The sequence below is a fragment of the Edaphobacter sp. HDX4 genome, from assembly GCF_036877565.1.
Taxonomy (GTDB): Bacteria; Acidobacteriota; Terriglobia; order Terriglobales; family Acidobacteriaceae; genus Edaphobacter.
In genome coordinates this window covers 24,689-50,384 of sequence record NZ_JAEDXW010000019.1, presented here as the reverse complement: position 1 = coordinate 50,384, position 25,696 = coordinate 24,689, and the positions used below count along the sequence as shown (strand labels likewise).

Sequence of the window (25,696 nt, the reverse complement as noted above, 5' to 3'; positions counted from 1 at the left end):
ATGGGCCTGATGATCTTCACCTTCTTCGCGCTATTGATTGTCAGCTCTGCGATTCTGGCCATTGCCATGCGTCCAACCAAATCGCAGAAGATCGTTGCCCGGAGACTCCAGCAGATCAATGCCGAGAGCGCTCTGGAGGCCGAAGAAGCCCCTGCCCCGGTTGAATTGCTCAAAGATAAAGGTCCCGTTCAGTTCGCATGGCTCGAGCTTCTCTTGATTCGAGTTGGCGCCTTCCACGGCTTGAACGAGTTGATCGAGCAAGCTGACAGTAAATCCACACCTGCAAAGATCGTCCTGAACTGTCTGGGGTTCGGCGCCGGCGGTTGCGTTATTACCTTTGTGTTTGGTCTTCCACTCATAATCATTGCTGCGGCTACCGTAATGCCGAGTGTCGTTCCACTTCTCTTTCTTCGGTTCAAGCGCTCCCGGCGCATCACAGCGTTCGAAAAAGCGCTTCCGGATGCGATCGACATGATGGCCCGCGCATTGCGCGCTGGACACTCTGTTGGCTCTGCCATCGAAGTAGTCGCCGAGCAAGCCCAGAAGCCTGTCTCAACCGAGTTCGCACTGGTATCCCGGCAGCAGAATCTGGGGCTTCCCTTCCGGAGCTCCCTTATGAACATGTCTCGTCGATTGGATTCGCAGGATCTACAGTTTTTGATTACGGCCATGCTGGTTCAAAAGGAAACCGGAGGAAACCTGACCGAGATCCTGGACCGTACGACACACGTTATTCGTGAACGAATTCGCATCCACGGCGAGGTGCGCGTCAAGAGTGCCCAAGGACGCCTGACAGGTTGGATTCTTTCAGGTCTTCCCGTAGTTATGGGTGTACTTATCAACTTCGTAAATCCGGGATTCGAGAAACCACTCTTTTATGACCCTCTGGGGAAGATGCTCCTCTATTGCGGCAGCGGAATGCTGGTTGTTGGCACTTTTATCGTTCGGAAGATTGTGGATATCGAGGTATAGGGATGAACTTGATTTTCTATCTCGCGATTGGAAGCAGCCTGTTCTGCGGTCTGAGCCTTATAGCATCGCTCGCCATGACCGCACACACCCGTGCGGTGAAGGCTCGCGTCTTCGATCTAAGCAGGCAGCCTGCGGCTGACATCGAACCCAAGGAACAGTTGGAGGGTAAACTCTTCGCCGCTATCCGTACGCTCCGTGCTCGGATCGGCATGTCAGAAAATCCGCGGCTTCAGGCACGCTTTGTTGCTGCAGGAGTGAAGAGCGACAGGGCAACAGATACCTATTTTTCCGCCCAGATGCTGGGTCCAATTGTTGGGATCGTGGCCGGCAGCTTTATAACAACCAACACGCTCTTCTGGATCATGGTTCTTGTTGTAGTCGCCTACATGGCCCCTGACTTCATACTCGATCGCAAGATCAAGAGTCGGCGCGAGAGAATCCGGAGAAGCATTCCCGATTCGATTGACCTGCTAGTGATCTGTGTAGACGCCGGACTGGGACTGGACCAGGCGATTCTGCGGGTCGGGCAGGAGTTAGCAGTCAGCCATCCCGAGATCAATGAGGAATTTCTTCAGATCAACAGGGAGCAGCGTGCAGGCAAGCCTCGCCTCGAGGCGTGGAAAAGCATGGCCGAACGAACAAAGCTTCCCGATGTAGAGGGCTTCGTCAATATGTTGATACAAACTGAGCGATTCGGAACCCCCATCGCTCGAGCTTTGAGCGCATTTGCTGATGCCATGAGGTTGAAAAGAAGACAAATCGCGGAAGAGAAGGCGGCCAAAACAACAGTAAAAATTATCTTCCCGCTTGTCTTGTTCATTTTTCCTTGCATGTTCATTGTCTTACTTGGGCCCGCGATTATCAGCATGATGAGAAATATGTCAGACCTGGTGAAATAGCAGGCGTGAGGAGCTCGGCTCCACTATAGAAATTACTGTCTGTGTGATGGATGCAGACATGGGACGTTGTAAATATCAGATCGAAGGCTAAAAGGAGAAGCAAATGGACACTGCAGTCATCATTCGGATCGTCGCTGGCGTTCTGTTTGTCGTTGTTCTTGGCGTAATTATCGCCCGGCGCAAGAACAAACACGCATAATCCGCACACTCTGATTCGTTCAGCATGAATCTGCTGTGCAGGTCATGTTTGGCAAACCCCAACTGGCAACTTACAACAACACACTCTGGGAGGAAATGAAATGGAATCAGCAACTATCATTCGTATCGTGGCCGGTGTGCTTTTCGTGGTTGTGCTCGGTATCATCATCAGCCGACGCAAGGCCAAGAATGCATAGGTATTCAGCTGAATGAAGAATAACGTCTCCGTCTCCATTCAAGGCAAGGCTACCGTTATCGGGCATCAGATAGCGGTAGCCGACAGCTCTGCTACCAGATTCCTGGGGCTGATGGGCAAACGCTCCCTCGACTCAGATTCTGGTTTGTGGATTATTCCATCTTCAGGAGTGCATACCTGCTGGATGCGGATGAACATCGATGTTGTGGCACTCGATAAAACCCATCGTGTGATCGGGCTCGGTCATTCGGTTCCACCGTGGCGCCTTAGCGGTCTTAGCTCCAAGACGCGCTCTGTTCTGGAGCTTTCTGCCGGGCGAATTCGGGCGTGCGAGATCGAGCTCGGAGATGTCCTCGTCATAACAAAAAATGCGAGTAAGGAGGCATAAATGCACATTGTGATCAGATCCGTCCTAGGCCTTCTGGGTGCATCCACTTCATGGATACTATTTCGAAAGCGTAAAGCGGCTGGTCACGTAAGCGCGGCACCTCCTCAAACCCCTACGCCGCCCTCGGCACTCCTCGCGGGGTTGGCATGGAGGAGCAGCTTGATTCTCCCGGGGCTGGCCATACTCTTTCTCATACAAGTGCCCATTGATTCGACTATTTTGCACTCCTGTGTGTTCGGGGGCGCAGCGAGTACCTGCTGCTTCCTGGTGTCCGATCTCTTTCGATTCGAGGCGTGAGCCGCGACAGGCGTTTGCGGCTCGCCTCCTTCTATCTGGTAAGCATCACCAAGTTGTGGTAATCCAGCCGGCGGAATCTTACCGATTGATGAATCGGTTGCCCTACGATGGGCAACGGCGCCAGCACCGGCATCTTCAGGAAGAACATGTTGGAGCGGCGGTGGATGCAGTCTAGATTGAATCCCTCTGGATGGATTCCCATCATCCAGAAAAAATACAGGCCCACCTTGTTCTGCTTTTTTGGAAAAACGGAGGGACCGGCGAGATGGCCAGAGCGATGATCGCAGTCTCCACCACGGAATTCAGGTTGAACAGCTTAGGAGCAGCGACAAGATACTGGAGGTGTGGCGTCGGCTTAGCCTAAAGAGCCTGTGCACTGTTTGGGAGTGTTCTGTGAGGTCGGTTTCAGTCGTAGAACCTGTCCAAATTCTCTGGGGTTCACCTGTCGAATCTCACCCGAGCGATCGCTCTAAAAGCTCCCTTCGGTATCTATCTCGGAGAGCCAGTATGCGTTATAACTGTTGCGCGGAGAAAGATGTGAACCATATTGATCTGAACGGACGCCACGCAGTTATTACAGGGGGCGCACAGGGTATCGGGTTCGCCATTGCGGAGCGGCTGTTGGCCTCCGGAGCTTCAGTCTCGCTCTGGGACAGAGACGGTGCGCTTTTGCAAAGCGCATCGGAGAAGCTACAGAAAGCCGGGACGGTGACGACGGATGTAGTTGACGTTTCGGACGCGGCGAACGTTGAGAAGGCTGTATCGCACACGATGGGGCTACATGGAGCGATCGATATCCTGGTGGCAAGCGCAGGGATTGCAGGGCCGAATTTCAAGACGTGGGAGTACCCAATCGATGCATGGCGCGCCGTGATGGAGATCAATCTCACGGGAGTATTCCTTTGTTGTCGCTCGATTATTCCCGGCATGATCGAACGCAACTATGGACGCATCGTCAATATTTCTTCCATTGCGGGCAAGGAAGGCAATCCGACAGCATCCGGTTACAGCGCTTCGAAGGCGGGGGTGATTGCGCTAACCAAATCGCTGGGTAAGGAGACTGCTAGCTACAATATCGCAGTGAATTGCATAACGCCTGCAGCAGCGAAGACCCGCATCTTCGAGCAACTCAGCCAGGAGCACATAGAGTTCATGCTCTCCAAAATTCCGCGCGGACGCTTTCTGGAAACGGACGAGGTGAGCGCGATGGTTGCATGGATGGTTTCAGAAGAGAATTCATTTACGACCGGAGCGGTCTTTGACCTGAGTGGCGGTCGCGCAACGTACTAGTTCCGCTGGAGCGTGGGCTCGGGAATAGATGCATGAGAAGCGAGACTTTGCGTGGGATCGACTAGCAACCACGACAATGCGCCCACGACAGCGAGTGCCGCGGCGGTGAAGAATGCCATGTGCCACCCGATGCGCGCGGCGAGGAATGGCGTGAGGGATGTGGCGACGGCACCACCGATCTGCGCACCCATGTTCATGATTCCGGATGCAAGGCCTGCGTATTCACCTGCGAAGTCGGCGGTGATGGCCCAGAAGCAGCTTTGTGCAATATAGAGGACACCGGCACCGAGCGCGAGCACGATGCCTGCGGTACTCGCCTGCTCTGCACGGGAGCCTGCAATGAGCAGCACGGAGGTGATAGCCATCGCGAAGAAGGGAAGAATGCAGCGCCCGGTTCGAAGGCTGAAGCGCTGGGCGAGCCAATCGCTGGCGATCCCACCTCCCATAGCCCCGATGGTCATTCCGATGAAGGGAAGGACTGAGTAGAGAGCGCTGGTTTTTAGGTTGAGTCGGCGAGCCTGGGCAAGGTAGATAAAGAACCATCCAAAGAAGACCCAGGCGACGTAGCCGAAGGCCAGATAACTGAGTGTCAAAGCAAGAATTTCTTTGCTGGAGAAGATGCGGCGCCAGGGAACGCTGCGCTTCGCGGCGGATGTGGTGTACTCCCCTCCGCGCCCCGCACGAATAAGTGCGAGTTCTCTTTCGCGGACACGGGGATGCTCTTCGGGAGTATCTCGTGCAGCGAGATACCAGACGATGCCTGCGACGATTCCGCAGAGGGCGCTGAACCAGAAGGAGGCTCGCCAACCGAAACGGAGAATGATGGCGGTAACAATGGGCGGCGTGAAGCCGGATCCCACACCGACACCGCCGAAGATGATGCCGTTGGCCTTGCCACGTTCAGGCACGGGAAACCATCGCTCCACAAACTGGCTAGCGGCGGGATACATCGTGGCTTCGCCAGCCCCGAGAGCGAAACGCACGAGGATAAGAATAGCGACAGCGTTGCTGATGGACGGAGGTACGAGTGTAGTTAAAACTGTGAAGATTCCCCACCAGACTACAGCGAAGGTAAGGAGACGCCGCGAACCGAAGCGATGGGCCAGAAGGCCGGCGGGAACCTGGAAGACTGCGTACCCGATCAGGAAAGCGCTGAAGATCCAACCGAGATGAGTGTTGTCGATTGCGTACTCGTGCCCAATCTGGATTCCGGCAATCGAGATGTTGGTCCGGTCGAGATAGGCGACGGAGCTCAGCAGAAAGAGAAGGACGACGAGAAGATAGCGCATGGGCAGAGCAGTAGCGGGGTTCCGATTCTGTGTCATGCGCCTTCTAATCTCACTCTTGATATTGTTGATGGCTTCGTTGGAATCTACCAGTTAGTAATGGAACCATCTGGACGGAAGTAGGTTTGTGCTCGTGCGGTGACGGGTTCCGTGAACTCGGCGATCTGGGTCAGCTGCTTGAAGTCCAATTCAACTCCTATTCCTGGCCTCTCGTTTGCAAACAGCTTTCCATCCTTGAAGTCCAGGCAGACGGGAAGATGAGGCAAAGTACGGCCCTGATAGTTGTATTCCATCAGCACGGGTCCTGAATAGGTCCCAAGACAGTTGACGAGCGCGGCTGTAGCTATGGGGCCCGTGAAGTGAGGGACAATCCCTATGAAATGGGTCTCGCAGAGCGCGGCGATCTTCATCATCTCAGTAATGCCACCTACATTGGGCAGTGTGGCGCGCACGTAGTCGATACTATGGTTTTCGACTAGGGGGTTGAAGTCCCAGCGGTTGCCCCACTCTTCGCCTGTAGCGAGGGGGACGTTTACCTTACTCCGGAGGGTCGGGATGTCCTGCAGGAAGGCTTCCGCACGGACGGGATCTTCGACGAAGAGAGGGTTGTATTCCTCGATAAGGTTGCAGCCTCGGATAGCGTCGGCCAGATCGAAGCGTTGATGGAAGTCAATGCACCAGTCACCGTTTGGTCCAACTCCTTGCCGTACCTGCTCGCACTCTTCGCGGACTTTGTTGATGCGCTCGCGGGTGTTGAAGGTAGTGTTGGCTTTCGTGTCGGCCGCGCCAAAGCGGAAGGCGCGGTAGCCAGCATCGACGGTGATACGGGCGCGGTCCTTGATAGGCATCCCCTGTGTGATCCCTGGGATAATTCCAGCTGTGTTGTAGCACTCGACGTGCTTACGGACCATGCCGCCCAATATCTCGTGTACGGGCAACTTGAGCACTTTGCCTTTGATGTCCCATAGGGCGAGATCGAGTGCGCCGATGGCGTCGGTCTTCTCTCGTCCCGGCGGATAGAAGAAGGCACGATTCATATCCTGCCACAGCTGCTCGATATATTGAGGGTCACGGCCTATGAGGCGTCCGGCGGACTGGGCCAGCGTATCTTTCGATCCGCCCTCCCCAATCCCCGTAATTCCGCCATCTGTTTCGATAGTGACAACCACATCACTCTGATTGAAGAGCGGATTAGGGTTGGGCGGAAGGTAGGCACGCACGCGCGTGATCTTCATCTTTGGAAGGGAGCCGAAGGCAGGCAAACTGCTCGCCGCGAATGAAATCGCAGTTGTTGAGCAGGATTGAAGGAAGGTTCTTCGATTCATAAAAGAAGGTACTCCTGGAGGACTCGGGGTTTCGTGATGAAGAAAGATTCAGGCGGATAGTTCCCGCGGCGTGTTGCCTTCTGTTTCGACGACGGGAGGACGCATCCCAACCTGGGCGAGAACAAGATAAACGATGAAGCCTGCGACGAAGGAGTAAAGACCGGAAGGGTTGTCCGCTTTGAGAACGGCGGTCGGCAGGCCGGGAATATGTTCGGGAATGCCGACGAGGAAACCAATGAGCCACGCAATGTATCCCGCCCAGTTGATACCGGCGCGTGGACCGGTCCAGCGACGTCCAGCGAGAAGATAGTCGGCAGCCATCGCACCACAGATGGGGCCGAACGAGGCGGCGACGAGGCTGAAGAAGCCGACAAGGTTGTTTGCGATTCCTGTTGCAGCAAGGACGACGCTGACGGTAAGAGCGACGAAGGTCGAGACCATACGCGGGATCTTCGGCAGCATAGTGCTGAAGCTGTTCGATGCGATGAACGAAGAAAAGCAGGTAGGCACCATGGACGCGATAGCAAAAAGAAAGAACATGACGGGAGCCAGAGCTCCTACGCTGGCGATGGCCGTCGTGTAGTCATAACTTGCAGGACCCATACCACGTCCGAGATAACCTGCGACGGAGAGGAGTGGGAGACCGCCCGCGATGAGTGCGCCGGCGACGATTCCGAGCAAGCCTCCTAGCAGAATGTCCTTGCGATCACGATTGTTCATGCCGAAGTCGGCGCCGGCTGCTCCCGCAGTGGCGAAGTAGCCAATGACGATGCTGAGCACGTTGAGAAAGCCATTTAAGGGTTGTGTGTGTGCCGGTTGGTAGTGTGCGATGCCGTCTCGGTTGGCCCAGAAGACGATGAGGATCATGAACAGCGGCACCCAATTGAGAAACTTCGCGACCCTCGCGACGTGGTGGATACCTTTGATGGCGACCGCGCCGAGGCTATAGACCCAGACGACGACAAGGACGCAGTAAAGGGCTCGTGAGGTCAGGTTCAACCCTTTCATAATGAAGTCTGCCGAAACCGCTCCGATGACCGCGACCCAGCCGATCTGGAGAAAGCCCATCATGAGTCCTGGAATGAGATACCCGCCCGAGCTGCCGAAGGTAGAGGTGCCAACGACATAAAGCGGTCGTCCGCTCTGCAGGCCGAGCATTGCTGGGGCCCAATAATAGAGCGCAAAACAGAGAAGGCCGGCGACGAGGAGCGCAAGCAGGCAGACGCCCAGGCTGGCATAGCCGATCGTTGGCTCTGCGATCTTTAGGTAGAAGCCGACCCAAAGGAAGATTCCGAAGTAGGTTGGGAAGGTGCTGCTATACCAAGGTACCCGCGCAGCCGTTGGCACAGGAACAGAGCGAGATATGTAATCGGGAACGGAACGCTCCATAGAAGAGCCTCATCTTCCTTTTTGTCCAAACAACTAGATCGCGGTGTATCCCGACACGGCGTAGTTCTCGCACAGATCTTCAACGAGCGGCCAGACCTGCTGATGCAGATCGGTGGCCACCCATCTTTGTTGAGAATCTCTTTTATCGAAGCTGAGGCACAACCGGTAAGTGCTGGCGTCATCCGTCGAGTGCAGAAGCTGTGCTGTGAGGAAACCGCCCTGTTCCGATATGGCCGGGTAGAAGTTCTGTACGAAGGTCTTTTCCAAATCAGCCTGCGCCCCGGACTTCACCTTGAGTTCAACATGCAGCACGAACATGGGCCCTCCTCACCACTTTAAATTGAAGACTTCAACCGCCGTCTCGCCCATCACCTTGTTGTAGACCTCGGGTTCCAGATCCAGGGCGCGGTACTTAGCGAACTCGACGGGAACGTTGCTGGGCAGGTCGGCTCCCATCATGACACGGTCGGGGCCGATGGTGTTGATCATCCAGCGAATGTCTTCGCCGAGACACCAGGAGGTTTCAAGATAAAGATTGCCGCAGATCGAGGCGGCTACCTGGGCTTCTGCGGACACAATTCCGCCGCCGGCGTGGGCCAGAACAATTTTTAAGTCAGGGTACTTATTGGCCGCAGGCATGCAGAGCGCTGGGAGTGAGAAGGGAATTCCCGCGCCGGTGTGAACCATGCAAGGGATTCCCAGTGCGTGAGCGGTCGCGAAAACCAGGTCACCGTCCTCGCTGAGTGGGTTTACCCCGTGACCGATCGTGTGCAGTTTGACGCTGACGAACTTGAGCTCCTTGATGCAGCGCTCCACTTCGCGTTCATACTTGTCGCGGCCGACGTGCGGACTGAGGCTGGCCAGACCGAAGAAGCGTCCGGGATGCTTAGCGCAGAGCTCGGCGATCTCGTCATGGCGATGCACGTAGTCCCTGGCTCCGGGAAAGGGCTGCACAATGGTGGCATCCACGTCGCACTCGTCCATACGGCGGATCATGTCCTCCTCAGTACCGTAGAGCCCGAAGACGCAGCACTCGCCGAGATGTGCGTGGGTGTCGATTACCTTAGGCATTGCGAAAACTCCTTATGATTGGAAGTCATTTTTTTTCTGCCAGCGTGATGCCGGTCATTCCTATGGGCGAGGTCATGTACGCTTCTTTCGCAGCGAGGTCGCGGGCGATACCGAAGATCATGAACTCGAGCGGTGCAGAGCCGGTGCTGGCAAACGATTTCGTCTCACTGAGCCCGGCGGGGATAGCGTCCCCAGCGTGGATTGGGGCCTTTTCGCCGTTGATCGTGGCCGTTCCCTCACCCGAGAGTACGAAGTAAACTTCGCTCATATCGGGTTGTGTGTCAGGACCGACCGAGGTGCCTGGCGGAAGGAGCAGATGGTCGACATAAGACCAGGAGGAGAAGAAGACGCTGGGGTCGAGAGCGCGGCGATACTGCACCGTGCCGCTGCCGCCATGCATGTTGGAGACGGGCTTCAAGAGGGAACGGTCGAGATGCATGGCAATGAAGGTCGGAATCGGATTAACCGGGGCTCCCACTCGCGGATCGTCGAGGTTAAAGGCGTCATAGAAGCCCTTCGTCAGGCCAATGTTGATGTTCATCCACTGGACAGTCTTGCCGGAGGTGTTGGAGATCGCGTGCGAGTGACCAAGGCGAGCAGGGGCTCCCGCTGGACCTTTAAGCACAGAGGTGCGGCCGTCAATCGTGAATTGCGATTCGCCGTCGAGGATGATGAACATCTCTTCGCAGTGATTGTGAAAGTGCGCTCCTATGCCTCCATTAGGAGGAAGTACGCCGCGATGCAGGAAGAAAAGATTTGTGCCGAGGTTGAACTTCGCCGACTGAGGACTCTTGACGTCGAAGAGCGCCATGTAATCCATGGGGCCGGAGCCGTTGTGAACCGACGTAAGGTGCTTGTACTTCGCTGGGTCGGTATGCGCGATTCGTTGGGCAAGCGGCGTTGAGTCTTGCGCCAGAGATGCAATCGGAAGTGTGAGCAGGGAGCAGAGCGTAATCCTCGCAGCCTTACCAGCCAGCATCTGTTTCTCCCTTCGTGAGGCAGCTTAGGATTCTTGTTTCATCGCGGTGCGGGAGCACCGAGTTCGGTGTCGAGTACGTTCTTCTGGGTCGAGATGCCGACAACCATCAGTTCGAGGTCGCCGCCGGTGCTGGCGAAAGAGTGTGGCTCGTTGAGGCGGACGGGGACGGCATCGCCCTTGTGGATCTCCGCGGTTTCACCGTTGACGCGTACTTGGCCGTCTCCGTTCAGGACGTAGTAGATCTCCTCGATGCCGCGATGGCGGTGCAGGCCCTCTGAGGCGCCGGCGGGAATGAGGAGGTGATCGACGTAGGCCCAATTTGTGAGGAAGACGTCGGGGTCCAGCGCACGTCGATAGCGAACGGTTCCCTCGCCGCCGTTGTAGTTTTTGATAGGTACGAGCAGTGACTTATCAAGCTTCATCGTCATGAAGACGGGAATTGCATCCTTCGAAGCGCCTACGCGAGCATCGTCGAGATTGAAAGCATCGTAGTGTCCTTTGATGGAGGCTATGTTGATATTCATGAACTCGACCGGCTTGTCAGAGGGGTTGTAGATCGCATGGGAGTGGCCCATCCGGACGGGGGCACCGACCGTTCCGTTAAGTGTGGAAGTGCGGCCGTCAACGGTGAACTCGGCCTGACCGTCGAAGACGATGAACATCTCTTCGGTCGAGTTATGGAAGTGATGGCCCACGCCGCCGCCGGGCATGATCTGGCAGCGGTGCATGAAGTTGAGATTGACGTTCAATGCAGTGGGCGGAACGAGGAGCTCACAGGCCATGTCGCCGGCACTGTTGTGAGAGCGGCTGTGCTTGTATTTACTGGGATCGGTATGCCCAATTCTGGATGCGAGCGTCGTCTGCGCTGTGACGTTGGTTGCAAGCGCCGAGAGGGCAAGAAGGAGTGAAAGACTGGATGTCCGCATCGCGCCTGTAAGGACCCTTTAGAAGATGTTCGCGAAACTTGGTTTCACGACAGCGGGGACTTTATAGGCGTCGGGTTATCAGCGTCAAGAAAAAAGCGTAATTCCAATCAATAAAATGAACTTTTGTTCAAAATATGAAATGACACAGCAAATGAGTGGCGCGCCGGTAGTGGAAAATTCTGTGCAGCCTACAGCTCGCTAGCGAGGGTAGAAGCAGTGGCCCGAAGCGCATTGATGATCGACGTTTCATGTTCCTTACCGCGCAGACGGAACTTCGGCATGGAAAGGCTGATGGCGGAAGACACCTCCTCATTCCGGCCGAAGACCGGCACAGAGAAGCAGATGCCATCATTGGCACATTCTTCGCGGTCAACGGCAAATCGTTGAGCGCGGATGCTCTCATATTCGTGGGCGAGGTCGCGAGGGTCGGTGATGGTGTGGTCGGTAAAACGGTAGATCTTAAAGCTTCGCAGCAGTCTCTCCCGTCCCGGCGCGGACTGAAAAGCGGTAATGGCCTTGCCCAGTGAACTGGCGTTAGGAGGCAGGATGTGGCCAACAACGTTGCTCATACGAATGACATGAGGGCTCTCGATGACCGCGACAACCTCGATCCTGTTCTCGAACAGGGCTGCCAGACTTACTGTTTCCGTCGTCTCCAGGGTGAGCGCCTGCATGTGTGGCACGGCGATACGTACAAGTTTGCTGAGCCACTGGGTTGGCGTGGCCGCGTGAATGCCGGGGGCCAACTTATATTGTCCGCGGCCATCCTGGGCAACGTAACCGGTAGCCTCCAAGGTCTTCAGCAGCCGAAAGGCAGAGGTCTTGGAGAGCTGCAAGCGGCTGGCGATCTCGTTCATAGACATAGAGTTCGCTTCGTTTTGTAGATACTCAAGTGCTTCCAGCGCCTTACTGACAGCACGTGAGAAGTACTTATCCGGCTTGGGCGAATCGTCAATACGCTTGGACGCTGCTAATTTCCGGACTGTCTTAGGTTTCACCATAAAAATGCCTGTGTAGGCTTCCATCTTATCTGAAAGCACTCTGCGGTTCGTTTGGGACGGCACGTTAGCCTTTTATGCTTGCGCATGTCAAATTTTGAACTTTGTTTCAATAAATGGTTGCAATTTAAGTTTTTTGCGATATAGAGTGATCGGCGCACTGAACTAAGCATTCCCCTAAGGCATGAAGACGAGGAGAGCGGACGTGTTAAAAACTGCATGTTTATTGGTGTTAGTTGCGTTGATGAGTCTGCGTAGTGAAGCGCAGGCGACATCCGCAGAGATCAGCGGTTCTATTGCGGACGCTTCGGGTGCAGTTGTTCCGGGGGTAATTGTCACGGCCACGAACGTCGAGACGAGCACAGCCCAGAGCACGAAAAGCGAGACCAACGGAGATTACGTTCTGACGAACCTAAGACCGGGAACCTACACGCTTACGGCCGAAGCGGCAGGGTTCAGCAAGTTGGTCCAGATCGGTCTCCATCTCCAGGTCAATCAGCAGGTGCGCCTCGACCTGACTCTCAAGGTCGGTCAGGCTTCGGAGACGGTGGAGGTATCGACCCGAGCTCCATTACTTGAGAGCGAATCATCTTCGATCGGTACCGTGGTGAACCAGCAGATGGTCAATCAGCTTCCTCTCAACGGTCGCAACTTCACTCAGTTGGCAACTCTGAGTCCCGGTGTCACCGGAGTTGGCTCGTCTGCCACAGGAACAATTCAGAGTGGCACGCGACCGGATGATAAGCGCCCAGGTTCAGAGATCTTCTCTAACGGCAATCGGGAGGGAGATAACAATTTTCTGTACGACGGTGTGGACGACAACGAGCGGCTTACACTTTCGGTTGTGCTTCGGCCGGCTGTGGAAGCTGTTCGTGAGTTCAAGATCCAAACCAACCTCTACAGCGCTGACATAGGTCGCAATTCGGGTGCTGTGATCGATGTGATCTCGAAGTCGGGTACGAACCAGCTGCATGGAAGTGCATTCGAGTTCATTCGCAACTCCGCCGTGGATTCGAGGACGTACTTCAACAAGGCAGGCACCGCGTTCCCGTCGCTGAAGCTCAACCAGTTTGGCGGATCTTTCGGAGGGCCGATCGTTATTCCGCACGTCTATAACGGCAGGAACAAGACATTCTTCTTTGTTGACTATGAGGGCTCGCGACGGAGCACGCAGGTGTTCCTTCTAGGGAACGTTCCCACAGTCCGGATGCGTAATGGCGATTTTGGCGAGACATCGACTATCTACGATCCCACAACGACCCGTGCAAACTCGAATGTGCCTGGAGGATTTCTCCGAACGCCGTTTGCGAACAACATCATTCCAGTCGGTCGCCGTGATCCAATCGCGATGAAGATGCTCAATGCTTACCCGCTGCCAACAGGTCCAGGGCGCCTCAACAACTATTCTTCAAGCCAGAGCCTCATTACGAATTCAGACTCAGGTGACGTTCGCGTGGATGAGCAGCTGACGCAGAAAGACATCCTTTTCGCACGTTATTCCATCCAGAAGTCGCTGGCCGTTTCTCCGAGTACGTACCCAGAGACAACGATTCCCGGCGTATCGACACCGGTACATCTGAGCGATGAAGCTTCCTTCGCGGGTAGCTCAAGCGCGCCTGTCCAGCACGTGGCCACAAGCTACACGAGAGTATTCACTCCCACAATCGTGAATGACTTTAGGTTCGGATTCAGCAGATACCGGCTGGACTACGTTCCGGTCGACTTCGTTGAGAATGGCGGCCTGGGCAATCAGCTAGGCGTCCCTAACTCCAACGTGACTCCACGAGAACAAAACCTGCCCATCTTTTCACCTTCAACCTATCTCGGTATTGGGCAGACACGCTCCCTCCCCCTGTATCGTCGGGAGAACACGTTCCAGGAGTTGGATAACCTGACCTGGACGCACAACTCGCACACACTGAAGTTTGGGGGGGATTTCCGCCGCCGTCAGTTGACGATCTACCAGACAAATCAGGGCAACGGGAGATTCAACTTTTCAGCGGCTCTTACCGATTCTCGCAATCCAGCGGGAACAGGTGGAGATAGCGTGGCGAGTATGATGTTAGGTCTTCCCAGCCTGATCGCACATGACTATACATTCCCCTTTCCAGGTATCCGGCTGAATGAGTATGGCTTCTACGCTGCCGATGACTGGAGAGTAACCAAGAAGCTGACGCTGAACTACGGCATACGGTGGGATTACTTCAGCCCCCCCAGTGAGGCGCATAATCAGTGGTCGAACTTTAATCCGACAACAGGCAAGATGGATATTGCGCATAGGAACGGTGTCAGCCTGACGTCCGATGTGCTGCCATGGAAGAAAGGTTTTGGGCCGCGAGTAGGATTCGCCTACAAGGTATACGAATCGACGGTGATACGCGGTGGCGTCGGACTTTTCTACAATGCATCGGGCAGCGAGAGTGTGAATATGCGTCTCGCTCGCAACGTGCCTTTCGGGTTGACGATCAGCAACTCACAGAGCGATATCACTCCTGGCGGCACAATCAGCCAGGGGTTTCCGGCAGCACCGACGGTGAGCTACGCGCAGGCTGACAATCCCAGCGGAGCACAATCCTCTGTTGATCCCCATTTCCGGCCCGGATATGCGGAGCAGTTCAACCTCGGTGTTGAACAAGAATTCCCGCAACTGGACATGGTCCTGAAGGTTGTAGGTGTAGGTAACCTGGGGCGGGCCCTCTATCTCCCCTACAACGCCAACCAGGCGATCCCCGGGGCGACCGCTCTGAACACACGGCGTCCTCTTTACTCCATTAACCCGAGCTTGAGCGACGTAACGTATGCGACGTCAAGGGGAAGTGCAAATTACTATGCCTTGCAGGTGACTCTGGATAAGCGCATCAGCCATGGTGTCAACTTCCTGATGGGGTATGCCTGGGCGCACTCTATCGACAATGTTCCGCTGGAATTCGGCGGCGGCGCCACAGGTCCGACGCCACAGGACCCAAGGTTCCTTTCGGCCGAGCGCAGTAACTCCGTCATTGATCAGCGCCAGCGGCTCACACTCAGCTATCTTTGGATGCTTCCGTTTGGTAAGGGTCGGAAGTTCATGACCCAGGGAGGGCCGCTCGACTGGATGCTCGGAGGTTGGCAGACGAACGGCATCTTCTTCACGCAGACGGGGCTCTACTTCTCTCCAGTGCTGGCTGTATCAACCACAAACACCGGCACTGGCAGCCGGCCGAATAAGGTGGGAGATGTGCGCTATCCCAAGACGTTGACGAACTGGTTCAGCCCATCGGCCTTCAGCACTCCGGCGCAGTACACCTATGGAAATGCGGGGCGTAACTCGCTGATCGGACCGGGAAGAACGAACTTCGATATGTCGCTCCTGAAGACGTTTCCGATCCATGAACAGATGCTCTTCCAATTCCGTTTCGAGGCATTCAATATCTTCAATCACCCGCAGTTCGGGTATCCGAATGCGAATATCGGAACCACGCAGGCTGGTCAGATTACGTCCATCGTCGGCACCGCCAGAAATCTGCAGGCATCCTTGCGATTCCAATTCTAAAAACCACAGCAGGCGGAGGAGAATCGTGTCTTCCGCTCTGCTGCAAAATCGCAGCCCACTATATATAGAGAGATGTGCAACCTGACCCGGAGGGATATGAGATTTACGAAACGGTTGAAGATGAGAGCTCCTTATCTTGCGCTTACCATGATGGTGGGAGCTGGTGTCGCGATTGTTCCTTCTCAGTTGCGGGGGGCAGACAAAGGCGACCTGCAGATTTATTTCGTGGATGTAGAGGGTGGACAGGCCACCCTCTTCGTAACGCCCGATAGGCACTCGCTGCTGGTGGACACAGGCTGGCCGGATAATAATGGGCGCGATGCGGACCGGATCCTTGCAGCCACCAGGCTCGCGGGTATCAACCGGATTGACTACGTGCTGCTGACACACTACCACGACGATCATGCTGGTGGAGTTCCTCAGCTTGTCGACAGAATCCCTGTGGGGACATTCCTCGATCATGGCGAGAACATCGACACGAAACCTGGCGGCCCAACGATGAAGGTTTGGGATGCCTATCAGAAGGTGCTGGCGACGGGGAAGCACAAGCGCATCTCAGCGAAACCAGGTGATATCTTTCCGATCGGCAACATGAAGGCCACGGTAATCAGCAGCGACGGTAATGTGATCGATCACAATCTTCCTGGAGGTGGAGAGAAGAATCCCAATTGCGACGTAGCCGAGAACAAGCCGAACGACCGCAGTGAGAATTCACACTCGCTGGGGATTTTAATCAACTTCGGCAAACTGAAGATCCTCGACCTGGGCGATCTGACATGGGAGAAGGAACGCATGTTCATGTGTCCGGTGAATCGGATTGGGACCGTGGACCTTTTAGTCGTCTCTCATCACGGCTTTCGTCCAAGCTCCAGCCATGCCCTCATTGACGGCATCCATCCACGTGTGGCGATTATGGACAATGCCGCTGCGAAGGGAGGCAATATCCAAGTGCTTGACACGATCCGTCACTCACCAGGATTGGAGACGCTGTGGCAGTTGCACTATTCAGAGGAGGGTGGCGCGGAGCACAACACGGCTGCTGAATATATCGCGAATCCTCAGGGACCGGATCAGGGGAAGTACATTGTCGTGAAGGCAAGTCCGAAGGGGAGCTTTACAGTCATCAATTCGGGAAACCAGCAAAGTAAGACGTACGCAGCACGCTAGCGTAGTCCATGATGAAGGATGGAATTGCAGAGGCGGCGCACTGCAATTACTCCATCGATAGGCACCATTTTGACCCTTGATGTCTCGTGCATCTATTCACAACAAGTACGCCTATGCGGTGATGAGCGAATCCATGATGCCCAGCAATCTTTTGCGCGAGATGCATTTGTTCTAATGAAGTAAGGGAACACGGGAGGGCAGGATTGATAGGGGTGGACTGGGGTACAAGCAACTTTCGGGCGTTTCGTTTTGATAACACCGAAAAGGTGATTGGGCGACGATCGTATCCCATCGGTATCCTCAAGGTGCGGGAAGGAAAGTTTGCCGAAACGCTCCAGGAGCATGTGGGGGACTGGATCGCCGACGGCGAAACCCAGGTGCTGCTGTGCGGTATGGTGGGGAGCCGCCAAGGTTGGACTGAGGCCAACTATATCCAGTGCCCGGTCAAAATCGATGATCTCGCCAACACAGTTGTAAAGATACCGTTCTTGGGAGCCGAGGCCATGTTGATCCCAGGGGTGATGGGAGAAGACTCTAATGGTGTACCCGAGGTGATGCGTGGAGAAGAGACGGAGGCGATGGGGATCGTCGACGATTGCGATGGATGCGGACTGGTCTGTCTACCCGGCACACACACGAAATGGATCCAACTCAAGGATCGATCCATCGTAAGTTTTCTTACCTGCATGACGGGCGATGCTTTTGCTGCGCTATCCAAACATACGATCTTAGCGAAGCTCATGAATTCGGAAGCGGCTATGGACGATCTGAATTTCCTTCGCGGTGTTGCTCGTTCAGCCGATGCAGGCGGCCTGCTGCATCACCTTTTCAGTGTTCGCACTCTGGCGCTGACGGGCGACCTGAAGGAAGACACCACGGCCTCTTATCTGTCAGGTCTGCTGATTGGGCATGAAGTTCGCGCAGTGATGCCAGCAGAGGCACACGTTCACCTGGTCGGGGCGGCCCAATTGTGCAAGTTGTACCAACGGGCGATCTCCGCCCTCGGAGGTACATCTACCGTCGAAGACGAAGATGCGGCCGCACGTGGACTTGCGGCTATTGGAAGGAGGCTGAATTGGAGATAGACAGCGGCGGTCTCAGGGGATGGATATCGCGTTGCCCCCTGATTGCGATTTTGCGTGGCATCCGGCCTAACGAGGTTGAATCCATAGGAGCTGCCTTGGAGGAGGCCGGCATCGCCATCGTTGAGGTGCCACTCAACTCACCCGATCCGCTCCAAAGCATTGGCACGCTCGCGCGTGCCTTCGGCAACCGCATGCTGGTTGGTGCGGGCACGCTAACCGATCCTGCGCAGGTTACAGAGGTAGCGCGCGCGGGAGGGAGGCTAATCGTGACCCCGCATGCCGACCTCGCCATCGTTCGCGCTGCAAAACAGGCTGATCTTTTGTCTGTTCCGGGGTTTTTCAATCCCACCGAGGCGTTCGCGTTGTTGAAGGCAGGGGCGGATGCCATCAAACTGTTTCCCGCCGAAGTTGTAGGAAGTTCTATGTTGAAGGCCTTGAAGGCTGTTCTACCCAGGGAGGCCCTCGTTATCCCCGTAGGCGGGATCGACAAGCAGAGTATAGCTTCGTGGATGGCGGCAGGGGCTTCCGGCTTCGGTGCAGGCTCGTCTATCTATAAACCAGGTGATGATGCGAAGACAGTGAAACAAAGGGCAACGGTTCTGGTCGATGCCGTGCGGGCTGTCAATGAACGGCAAAGATTCTAGATGCGTTGGACCGAGTGAGGCCATCCTACATGTACTATCCCCGTACGTCCGGCCAGAGTAAGCGACGGTCCCTGCCTCGGATGAGCCCGTCTTCTGTCAAAGCCTTTTTAGATTTACTGCTCAATCCTGTATAGCCATCGACACAGGAGTGTGGCGGTTTCGTGCTATTCCCGGCACAAACGACAGTAGTTTGTGTATGGACGATATCGAATGGCTGATACACATCCCGGCCGGCTTTTGGCCGCAGATCTGGGCGCAGAATAAAAAGAGCCGCCATTACGTGTCGGCGTCAGGTCAACGGATGCCCTCCGCTCCGCCAACCATAAGCGTTCTTCGCTGCGCTCCGACCGTTGACGCGACTCCCTCGGTCGCCTTGCTGATGGGGGGCCCTACAACTCGTTTCGTTCTGAAGATCGTATGCTACACCCCGTCCGCTCTTTGCGTGAGTCAGCGGTTGCGGATCAGATCGCCAATTGAGAGGAAGCCGGACCGGATGACACATTCCGCATGTGATTTTTCTCATTCTTTATCTTCGCGTATTTGCCTCATTATGACGCAAAACCTGAGTTCCACCACCTTTGGGTGATTGCCCCTAGGCCTCATCGAGGCTTAACTGAGTAACGTACGTTGGGTAGTGTGTTATCGGCCTGATGGCTGTCTCTCTTCCCAGCGATGACGGGGACCATGACAAGGTATAGAAGTGTGGCGGGAGCAACAGAACGAATTGCGCAAGCAATCCTGCTTCTTCTTTTATTGACTGCACCCGCGCTCTTTGTTTTTCACCAGCAATGCGTCAATGATCCAGATGTATGGTGGCATCTGCGGACCGGTGAGTGGATCGTGCATCATCACGCGATTCCGGTCGTCGACCCATTTTCGAGCATGGCTAAGACATCATGGATCGCGTACAGCTGGGCTTTCGAACTGCTCCTCTATTTCCTTTATCGGCATTGGGGTCTCCTGGGGATCCTGATCTACACCAGTTCAATCGTCGTAGCGATCAGTGCAGCTATTTACCATTTCATAAAGGGCCTGCAGCCGGACTTCACGAAAGCAGTCCTACTGTCCCTTGCCGCTACAATCGGTATCAGCCGTCTCTATACGCCACGCCCGTGGTTGCTCACGGTACTGTTTTTCGTCATCGAGATCGATATTTTGTTCGGCACCTACAGGGAAAGCCAACCTTACAGTAAGAAGCGGAAGCTTTTATTGTTGCCCCTGATTTTTGCTGTGTGGGCTAATGTTCATATCCAGTTCATCAATGGTCTCGTCGTTTTATTGCTTGCTGCAGTGACGCCTATTTTGCGCTCCATCACGGCGAAAGGATTCCTCTCATTCCCTCGCGCGGGAGATTGTGTGCTGCGCGAGACTAGGAAGCGACTGGCGATCTTTGCGTTGTGTGTCTTCGCTACACTCTTCAATCCCTATGGTTGGGGAGTCTATTTAGCCGCTTGGCAGCTGGCTTCCCAAGCAGGTGTCCTCAATAAAATAAATGAGCTACAAGCTCTTCCATTTCGAGATGGTGGCGACTATCTCGTCCTATTCATCGCAATAGGAGCTTCGATTGCTTTCGTCTGGAGACGCCGCTTTGACGTGTTTGAAGGCGTCTTGCTGGCGATGTCGATTGTCATCTCCTTTCGGTCACAGCGGGATGTTTGGATGGTGGTTATAGTCGGCGCGGGCATAGTTGCAGAAGCTGTATCGAACCGGGATACCGTGGACTCGGATTCAGCCAGCGAAACTGTCATCCCCGCAGCTCCATTGGCGATCGTGGCCTTCATTGCGTTAGTGCTCATTGGTGCGGGGGGGACAGTCCTGCGGATTGACAATAAGAAGCTCGAGGCTCGTCTGGAAGCCTCGATGCCTATCAAGGCAATAGACTTTGCCAAAACCCATCGGTATGCAGGGCCTCTTTATAACACCTATGACTGGGGAGGCATCCTCATCTGGGATCTTCGCCTTCCAGTGAGTATGGATGGACGAGCCGCCCTATACGGAGATCTGCGTATTGATCGATCTGTAGCAACCTGGGGAGGCCGACCGGGTTGGGAAAAAGATCCGGAGCTGGCCCGTTCTAATCTGGTTCTCGCCCCAGTGAATGAGCCGCTCGCGCAACTGCTGATGCTGTCTCCCGACTTCGATCTCGCTTACAGAGACAAAGTCGCAGCTGTTTTTGTGCGCGATATGCCGCGACAAAATGTGTCCGAAGCGAAGGTGGTGGAGGGCGGAATAGCAGGTCGCTAGGGACACTGCGGATAGCCCCACATGAGAGGAGTTCAGGCCGAAAGAGAGACATCTACCATCGGCCAGGCCAAGGACGAGACCCTGAGCGTGTAGTTTTCAGGATCTTACCTTGGCAGTTGTTGTAGGTCGTGGCTACGGCTTGAGTGCAGGACATGACTATGAAAGGACATATGCGGGCGGGATCTCGAAGGCGCTGTTTGTGCATCGCAAGAGATGACGGGAGTTTCCCTTGGTTCACTCTTTTGCGAATTGCGGCTTCAAAAGAATAGGGAATGAAAATCATGTATCAGGGACTTGCGTTCCTTGATACAGGCTTGAAACGCGCTATTCGAGAGGGGAAAATTATGTTCCGATCCTGCGCGGGGTTGATATCGATAAGCGCAGGAAGCCGTAGTCTTCCGGTTTGTCGGCTAACCGGAAAATAAGCGCAGCTGGATGGGTACTTGTAGTACGCCCGTGCACTCAGCACAATAGTCAGCACCCTCGATTATTCCGCTGCTACTTTCCAGAAGTCGTCTTATGCAATATGTTCTATATTGCAAATCCGAGTCTTCCCTACGGATTTCTGTTTGGCCGAGGCTGTCATGTTCAGCTAGAGTCAGTCTCATGTCCTCTGTAAAGCGCGGCACGATAGCATTCGCCCTGTTCTTTGTTGGCTTCTCGTTTGCGATCGCTCAATCAAGAAAGACACAGTCCTTGCAGCCCCAGCCCATCGGGGCTACGACTCGTGCCCAGGAGCACTGGGTCGCCCGAACGCTCAAGCGCCTGACACTCGAAGAGAAGATCGGTCAGATGATCGAGGTGCGCGGCATCATGGGCTATTACAACGCCGATGATCATGCCTTCCAGCAGCTTATCACCGACATCCGCAAGTATCACCTCGGGGCAGTTCATCTCTCGGTTAACACCGACGGTCCTTTGCTTCTTCGTACAGAGCCCTACGAAGCTGCCATGACAACCAATCTGCTTCAGCAGGAGTCGCATTCGAAAGTTCCTCTCATCTTCTCGGTTGACTTTGAACGTGGCCCGTCCATGCGTCTCACCTCCATCGAAGCTTTCCCTCCAGCGATGGCCTTCGGCGCCACGCACAACCCTGCCTATGTCGAGCAGTTCGCGAGGATCGTTGCGGAGGAGTCGCGAGCCCTCGGCATCGACTGGAACTTCTATCCCATCGCGGACGTGCAGATTAACCCCGAGAACCCCATTATCAACACGCGCTCCTTCGGCGAGGATCCTCAAGAGGTCTCCTCCATGGTTACGGCCTACATCCGCGGCTCGCATGAAGGCGGAATGCTCACTACTCTCAAACATTTCCCCGGTCATGGAGACACTGACACGGACTCACACATCAATCTAGCGCGTGTGAACGCTCCCCTCGAGCGTCTCAATGCTGTTGAACTTCCACCCTTCAAAGCTGGCATTCAGGCCGGTTCCGATGCCGTGATGATCGCGCACGTCGCATTCCCCGCACTTGAGCCCGATCCCTCGAAGATCGCTACTACCTCGCGGAACGTTGTCACTGGTCTGCTGCGCGAGCAACTCGGATTCAAAGGCGTCATCGTCTCCGACGCAATGGAGATGAAGGGTCTTACAAGAGTTTATCCTGAGGGCGCCGGCAACGCCGCAGGCCGTGCGGCCGTCGATACGGTGAAGGCCGGCCAAGATCTGCTTGAGCTGCCCTCCGATCTGGATGGGACCTTTAACGGTCTGCTGCAGGCAGTGAAGTCCGGAGAGATTTCGCGCAAGCAGATCGATGCCAGCGTGCGCCGCCTTCTGCTGGTGAAGGCCAGGGCAGGCCTCGATGCTCGCGGCCGGCACCTCGTGGACCTGAACAAGATTCAGGACAGCGTGGGCAAGCCATCCGATTACGCGCTGGCCCAAGAGGTCGCCGATCATGCAGTTACGCTGGTCCGCGATGACAATCGCATGCTTCCTTTGCACCGTAATGAACCTACGTCTTTCCTGGTCGTGATCTTCGTGAGCGATGCGCACGGTGATGACGGCCCTGTGCTCGAGCGTGAGATCCGCTCGCGGATCCAGGGAGCGACGGTAATCTATGTCGATCGCCGCTCGGCTGCAGTTGAAGCTGAGGGCATTGCAGCGCTGGCGTCGAAGGCACAGCATGTCATAGCTGCAGTCTACAGTGTGTCGCAACCCGGGCCGGCAGAGGCCGCGGCGACTAGCGCGAGCGGCCTTGCGGCGCAGGGCTCAGCCGGTATTCTTAGAAATCTTTTGGATACCGCCGGAGACAGAACGGTTGTGCTTGCGCTCGGCAGTCCTTACTCCATCCTCAACTTTCCATCCATCCGCAGCTATCTCTGCACCTACAGTTGGGTACCCACTTCCGAGAGGTCCGCGGCCAAGGCACTCTTCGGTGAGATCCCCATCCATGGGAAGCTGCCGGTGACATTGCCAGGCATTTCGAACCGAGGTGAAGGAATTGAGAGGGAAGTTGGCACATCCGCAAATGCGATGGCCAATCAGTGATCCCTTGGGTTGAGTTCAAATTCGGCTTAATTACCGATGTGCACTCATTCAATGAGCAGTCTGTGGCGCGCCTTTTACGAGCTTCTATGCGTTGGTATTAATTACATCATTGAAACTCGTTAAGCTCGGCAGAACTGCCCTGATCCCCGCGTGGGTTTCATATCGTTGAGCATGATTACCGGATCGCATTTTCAAATCGGCAGATATCTTGGATGACGGGAACTCTCCCGATTTCGAGGGTGCGATGGCCGAACGGTTTTCTCTTAAGGAACTTTACGCTCTTGTCTGGTCCGAACCGCTGAGGACGCTTTCCTCACGGTTTGGAATCTCTGATGTAGCGCTAAAGAAGACATGCGCGCGCGCACAGATTCCGACGTCCGATCGCAGCTATTGGGCAAGAAAGACGCCGGAAAGTCGACCATCCTGGTGGAACTTCCATTACGTCCTCCTGGTTGCGCAAGATTGAGAGTTCGCACTGCGATCGGCAAGTCAAGGATGGAAAACTCCACGTTGAGATCTGTCTCGACCGTTGTATATAGTAGGATCCCTCGCCCCCTTCCATTTCCCTAGTCTGCCGTCGGCCTAGAACGCCGCTCCATGGAATACACTCCTATGACGATTGCGGAATAGGTTGGGATGACTTTGCCACATCGACAGAGTCTCCCTCGCTAACCATTAACGCAGCGATTTCTTGCGCTTGCATATCTGGGGTGCAAGAGGAGACTCGATAGAAACGCTGACCGATAATCTCTGATCCGGGGGAACTTCCGTGGATGTTCGAAGTCTTCAGGAGTATCTCAAAGAATGGAACGCTGTACCCTCGCATGTGCGGACGGAGAAAGGCATCGAATCTCTGAGGGTCGAGGACGAAATCCATTGCCGCCTCCGTGCCTGCCATTGTAGTTCCTTGAAGCAACAGGGCTCGTCCATCGCCGGAGAGATTCGGCAGGTATGCAATGATCCCGTAAGCGACATGAGTGGGATCGTTGGAGTGGTATCCGTAGAACGCTGGTTCTCCCTTTTCTGGCTTTCGGTTGGCGATTACATAGTTATCGCCCTGCTGTCGGTCGCTGATGATGAAGTTCTGGCGAAACTGAAACATCTGAGCCCAGGGGTTGGCCTCTCGTGCACCGCTCAGGATGATGTTGCTCTCCTTGAGGTCTGACATTTGGAGCTCGCGCGCGAAGAGGACGTCGATAGGACGTACCGCTTCCCGCAGGTGGTTGGCACGGGCTGCGAATTTTACGTCGACAACCGAGCTGTAACGCCGCTGCGCGAACTCTTTTTCTGTGCCTTCTGGAAACGGCGGGACTGGATCAAGGTGATCCAAATAGCTCCTATCCATATACTCAGCGAGCATTACTGGACGATGCATAAGGTTCTCCAGGAGAACGAGGCTACTATCTCCCGGAACAAACAGATTGCGCCGACCTCCCTTTAGGAGGGCACTCCAGAACTCGTGGCTCGGCGAGGGGACCAAGAGATCACGAACGGAGTCGCGAGAGGGCAACATGAACAATGAGACTCTAGCTAGGAGTGCAGCGAGCGCTAAGACGGCGATAAGCAATCCGTGAGCTTTCGCCGCAGAGGACTGTTCCGCGGCAGTTGGGACCTCAACTTGCGCCAGCGGCGGTTCGGCGGGAGAACTTACATCTATCTTTGAGACCGCCGATTCGAAGAGCGGGACGTAGCCGCCAACTGGGATCGAGACGACAAGTGTCTCTCCGTGCCCCATCGTGGAGAAGTAGTGGACCAGCCTTTGTCGCACACGCCGGGCCGTCACGCGAACCACGTTGTCGAGGCCAGGATCGTATCCCTGCTTTTTACCAAACACGTTCTCGCCGATGTCTTGCTCGGTGAGTTCGTCAGCGTGGCCGTTCAATGTTTTGCGGGAGACATATGCAAGGAAATCTGACAGCCGCTTGGATTTGCAAAAGCTTTCTGAACCGAGAATGCGTTCCACAAGTCGCCAACGCGGATCATCCATCTCGATACTCCTGCCGTGTTCCCCAGTTCTAAGCTCTTGCCGATCTGTTCTAGATCAAGTCTATTTAGCTGGATCTGCATCCTGGATAAACGAGCGATGAATTGTAACAACGGCCATTTTTAGCCGATGTCACCGTAACAGATCCTGTAATAGCACTGAAAATCGCGGTACCGCTTTGGATAAGGTCAGTTCATTCCACCCCACCAGCTTAACGAGGAGCTCGTGCGCTAATGACCTTGACCACCCATCGGGGCACCCCGAACAGAGTGAGTTGGAACCCAATCGTAATCGTCTGATTCTGTTTCGGCTTGTCGTCCAATTGCCCAGCGAACGACG

General features: G+C 55.1%; 19 protein-coding genes. 10 read left to right on the top strand and 9 right to left on the bottom strand.

The window, feature by feature from the left end:
* From JAO29_RS17135 to JAO29_RS17120, 4 genes are all read left to right on the top strand, one after another.
* Positions 1-972 carry a type II secretion system F family protein gene (locus JAO29_RS17135; RefSeq protein WP_334269476.1) on the top strand — a complete coding sequence of 324 codons (972 nt, stop codon included), beginning with the start codon at positions 1-3 and terminating at the stop codon, positions 970-972.
* The gene (locus JAO29_RS17130; protein WP_334269475.1) at positions 906-1,871 is read left to right on the top strand and encodes a type II secretion system F family protein; all 966 of its coding nucleotides are present in this window, start codon (positions 906-908) and stop codon (positions 1,869-1,871) included. The genes JAO29_RS17135 and JAO29_RS17130 overlap by 67 nt, the downstream gene beginning before the upstream one ends.
* Before the next feature lie 407 nt (positions 1,872-2,278).
* Positions 2,279-2,653, top strand: coding sequence for a DUF192 domain-containing protein (locus tag JAO29_RS17125; RefSeq protein ID WP_334269474.1), 375 nt, complete (start codon positions 2,279-2,281; stop codon positions 2,651-2,653).
* A gap of 834 nt (positions 2,654-3,487) precedes the next feature.
* A complete protein-coding gene (locus JAO29_RS17120; protein ID WP_334269473.1) occupies positions 3,488-4,240 on the top strand; it encodes an SDR family NAD(P)-dependent oxidoreductase in 753 nt (250 codons plus the stop codon).
* Here JAO29_RS17120 and JAO29_RS17115 read toward each other — a convergent pair.
* The 8 genes from JAO29_RS17115 to JAO29_RS17080 all read right to left on the bottom strand — a co-directional run bounded on the left by JAO29_RS17115 (position 4,237) and on the right by JAO29_RS17080 (position 12,241).
* Entirely contained in the window at positions 4,237-5,565 is a 1,329-nt protein-coding gene (locus JAO29_RS17115; RefSeq protein WP_334269472.1) for an MFS transporter, read from the bottom strand. The genes JAO29_RS17120 and JAO29_RS17115 overlap by 4 nt on opposite strands.
* A 47-nt stretch (positions 5,566-5,612) precedes the next feature.
* The gene (locus JAO29_RS17110) at positions 5,613-6,851 is read right to left on the bottom strand and encodes a mandelate racemase/muconate lactonizing enzyme family protein (protein ID WP_334269471.1); all 1,239 of its coding nucleotides are present in this window, start codon (positions 6,849-6,851) and stop codon (positions 5,613-5,615) included.
* A gap of 48 nt (positions 6,852-6,899) precedes the next feature.
* Positions 6,900-8,240: a cytosine permease gene (locus JAO29_RS17105; RefSeq protein WP_334269470.1), complete on the bottom strand. Its 1,341-nt coding sequence runs from the start codon at positions 8,238-8,240 to the stop codon at positions 6,900-6,902.
* A gap of 33 nt (positions 8,241-8,273) precedes the next feature.
* Positions 8,274-8,558 carry an antibiotic biosynthesis monooxygenase family protein gene (locus JAO29_RS17100; RefSeq protein WP_334269469.1) on the bottom strand — a complete coding sequence of 95 codons (285 nt, stop codon included), beginning with the start codon at positions 8,556-8,558 and terminating at the stop codon, positions 8,274-8,276.
* A gap of 9 nt (positions 8,559-8,567) precedes the next feature.
* Entirely contained in the window at positions 8,568-9,311 is a 744-nt protein-coding gene (locus tag JAO29_RS17095) for an amidohydrolase family protein (RefSeq protein WP_334269468.1), read from the bottom strand.
* Positions 9,312-9,336: 25 nt separating this feature from the next.
* Positions 9,337-10,290 carry a cupin domain-containing protein gene (locus JAO29_RS17090; protein WP_334269467.1) on the bottom strand — a complete coding sequence of 318 codons (954 nt, stop codon included), beginning with the start codon at positions 10,288-10,290 and terminating at the stop codon, positions 9,337-9,339.
* 38 nt (positions 10,291-10,328) lie between these two features.
* Positions 10,329-11,216, bottom strand: coding sequence for a cupin domain-containing protein (locus tag JAO29_RS17085; protein ID WP_334269466.1), 888 nt, complete (start codon positions 11,214-11,216; stop codon positions 10,329-10,331).
* A 188-nt stretch (positions 11,217-11,404) separates the two neighbouring features.
* Entirely contained in the window at positions 11,405-12,241 is an 837-nt protein-coding gene (locus JAO29_RS17080; protein WP_334269465.1) for an IclR family transcriptional regulator, read from the bottom strand.
* Positions 12,242-12,458: 217 nt separating this feature from the next.
* Here JAO29_RS17080 and JAO29_RS17075 point away from each other — a divergent pair, with 217 nt between their 5' ends.
* From JAO29_RS17075 to JAO29_RS17050, 6 genes are all read left to right on the top strand, one after another.
* On the top strand, positions 12,459-15,746 hold the full coding sequence (locus tag JAO29_RS17075) for a TonB-dependent receptor (RefSeq protein ID WP_334269464.1): 3,288 nt from the start codon (positions 12,459-12,461) through the stop codon (positions 15,744-15,746).
* 96 nt (positions 15,747-15,842) lie between these two features.
* Positions 15,843-16,913: a ComEC/Rec2 family competence protein gene (locus JAO29_RS17070; RefSeq protein WP_334269463.1), complete on the top strand. Its 1,071-nt coding sequence runs from the start codon at positions 15,843-15,845 to the stop codon at positions 16,911-16,913.
* Positions 16,914-17,125: 212 nt separating this feature from the next.
* A complete protein-coding gene (locus tag JAO29_RS17065) occupies positions 17,126-17,998 on the top strand; it encodes a 2-dehydro-3-deoxygalactonokinase (RefSeq protein ID WP_334269462.1) in 873 nt (290 codons plus the stop codon).
* On the top strand, positions 17,989-18,642 hold the full coding sequence (locus JAO29_RS17060) for a 2-dehydro-3-deoxy-6-phosphogalactonate aldolase (RefSeq protein WP_334269461.1): 654 nt from the start codon (positions 17,989-17,991) through the stop codon (positions 18,640-18,642). Before JAO29_RS17065 ends, JAO29_RS17060 begins: the two co-directional genes overlap by 10 nt.
* A 702-nt stretch (positions 18,643-19,344) precedes the next feature.
* Positions 19,345-20,886 carry a hypothetical protein gene (locus JAO29_RS17055; RefSeq protein WP_334269460.1) on the top strand — a complete coding sequence of 514 codons (1,542 nt, stop codon included), beginning with the start codon at positions 19,345-19,347 and terminating at the stop codon, positions 20,884-20,886.
* A gap of 606 nt (positions 20,887-21,492) precedes the next feature.
* A complete protein-coding gene (locus JAO29_RS17050; protein WP_334269459.1) occupies positions 21,493-23,373 on the top strand; it encodes a glycoside hydrolase family 3 protein in 1,881 nt (626 codons plus the stop codon).
* A gap of 610 nt (positions 23,374-23,983) precedes the next feature.
* On the opposite strand, the gene JAO29_RS17045 is transcribed toward JAO29_RS17050, so the two are convergent.
* Positions 23,984-25,360, bottom strand: coding sequence for a hypothetical protein (locus tag JAO29_RS17045; RefSeq protein ID WP_334269458.1), 1,377 nt, complete (start codon positions 25,358-25,360; stop codon positions 23,984-23,986).
* Positions 25,361-25,696 lie beyond the last annotated feature (336 nt).

Excerpts from the sequence above, each read along its gene's own strand:
- JAO29_RS17100 (WP_334269469.1), bottom strand. The coding sequence starts at position 8,558 with ATGTTCGTGCTGCATGTTGAACTCAAGGTGAAGTCCGGGGCGCAGGCT.
- JAO29_RS17095 (WP_334269468.1), bottom strand. The coding sequence starts at position 9,311 with ATGCCTAAGGTAATCGACACCCACGCACATCTCGGCGAGTGCTGCGTC.
- JAO29_RS17110 (WP_334269471.1), bottom strand. The coding sequence starts at position 6,851 with ATGAATCGAAGAACCTTCCTTCAATCCTGCTCAACAACTGCGATTTCA.
- JAO29_RS17045 (WP_334269458.1), bottom strand. The coding sequence starts at position 25,360 with ATGGATGATCCGCGTTGGCGACTTGTGGAACGCATTCTCGGTTCAGAA.
- JAO29_RS17125 (WP_334269474.1), top strand. The coding sequence starts at position 2,279 with ATGAAGAATAACGTCTCCGTCTCCATTCAAGGCAAGGCTACCGTTATC.
- JAO29_RS17115 (WP_334269472.1), bottom strand. The coding sequence starts at position 5,565 with ATGACACAGAATCGGAACCCCGCTACTGCTCTGCCCATGCGCTATCTT.
- JAO29_RS17105 (WP_334269470.1), bottom strand. The coding sequence starts at position 8,240 with ATGGAGCGTTCCGTTCCCGATTACATATCTCGCTCTGTTCCTGTGCCA.
- JAO29_RS17050 (WP_334269459.1), top strand. The coding sequence starts at position 21,493 with ATGTCCTCTGTAAAGCGCGGCACGATAGCATTCGCCCTGTTCTTTGTT.
- JAO29_RS17075 (WP_334269464.1), top strand. The coding sequence starts at position 12,459 with ATGAGTCTGCGTAGTGAAGCGCAGGCGACATCCGCAGAGATCAGCGGT.
- JAO29_RS17080 (WP_334269465.1), bottom strand. The coding sequence starts at position 12,241 with ATGGAAGCCTACACAGGCATTTTTATGGTGAAACCTAAGACAGTCCGG.
- JAO29_RS17085 (WP_334269466.1), bottom strand. The coding sequence starts at position 11,216 with ATGCGGACATCCAGTCTTTCACTCCTTCTTGCCCTCTCGGCGCTTGCA.
- JAO29_RS17135 (WP_334269476.1), top strand. The coding sequence starts at position 1 with ATGGGCCTGATGATCTTCACCTTCTTCGCGCTATTGATTGTCAGCTCT.
- JAO29_RS17070 (WP_334269463.1), top strand. The coding sequence starts at position 15,843 with ATGAGATTTACGAAACGGTTGAAGATGAGAGCTCCTTATCTTGCGCTT.
- JAO29_RS17090 (WP_334269467.1), bottom strand. The coding sequence starts at position 10,290 with ATGCTGGCTGGTAAGGCTGCGAGGATTACGCTCTGCTCCCTGCTCACA.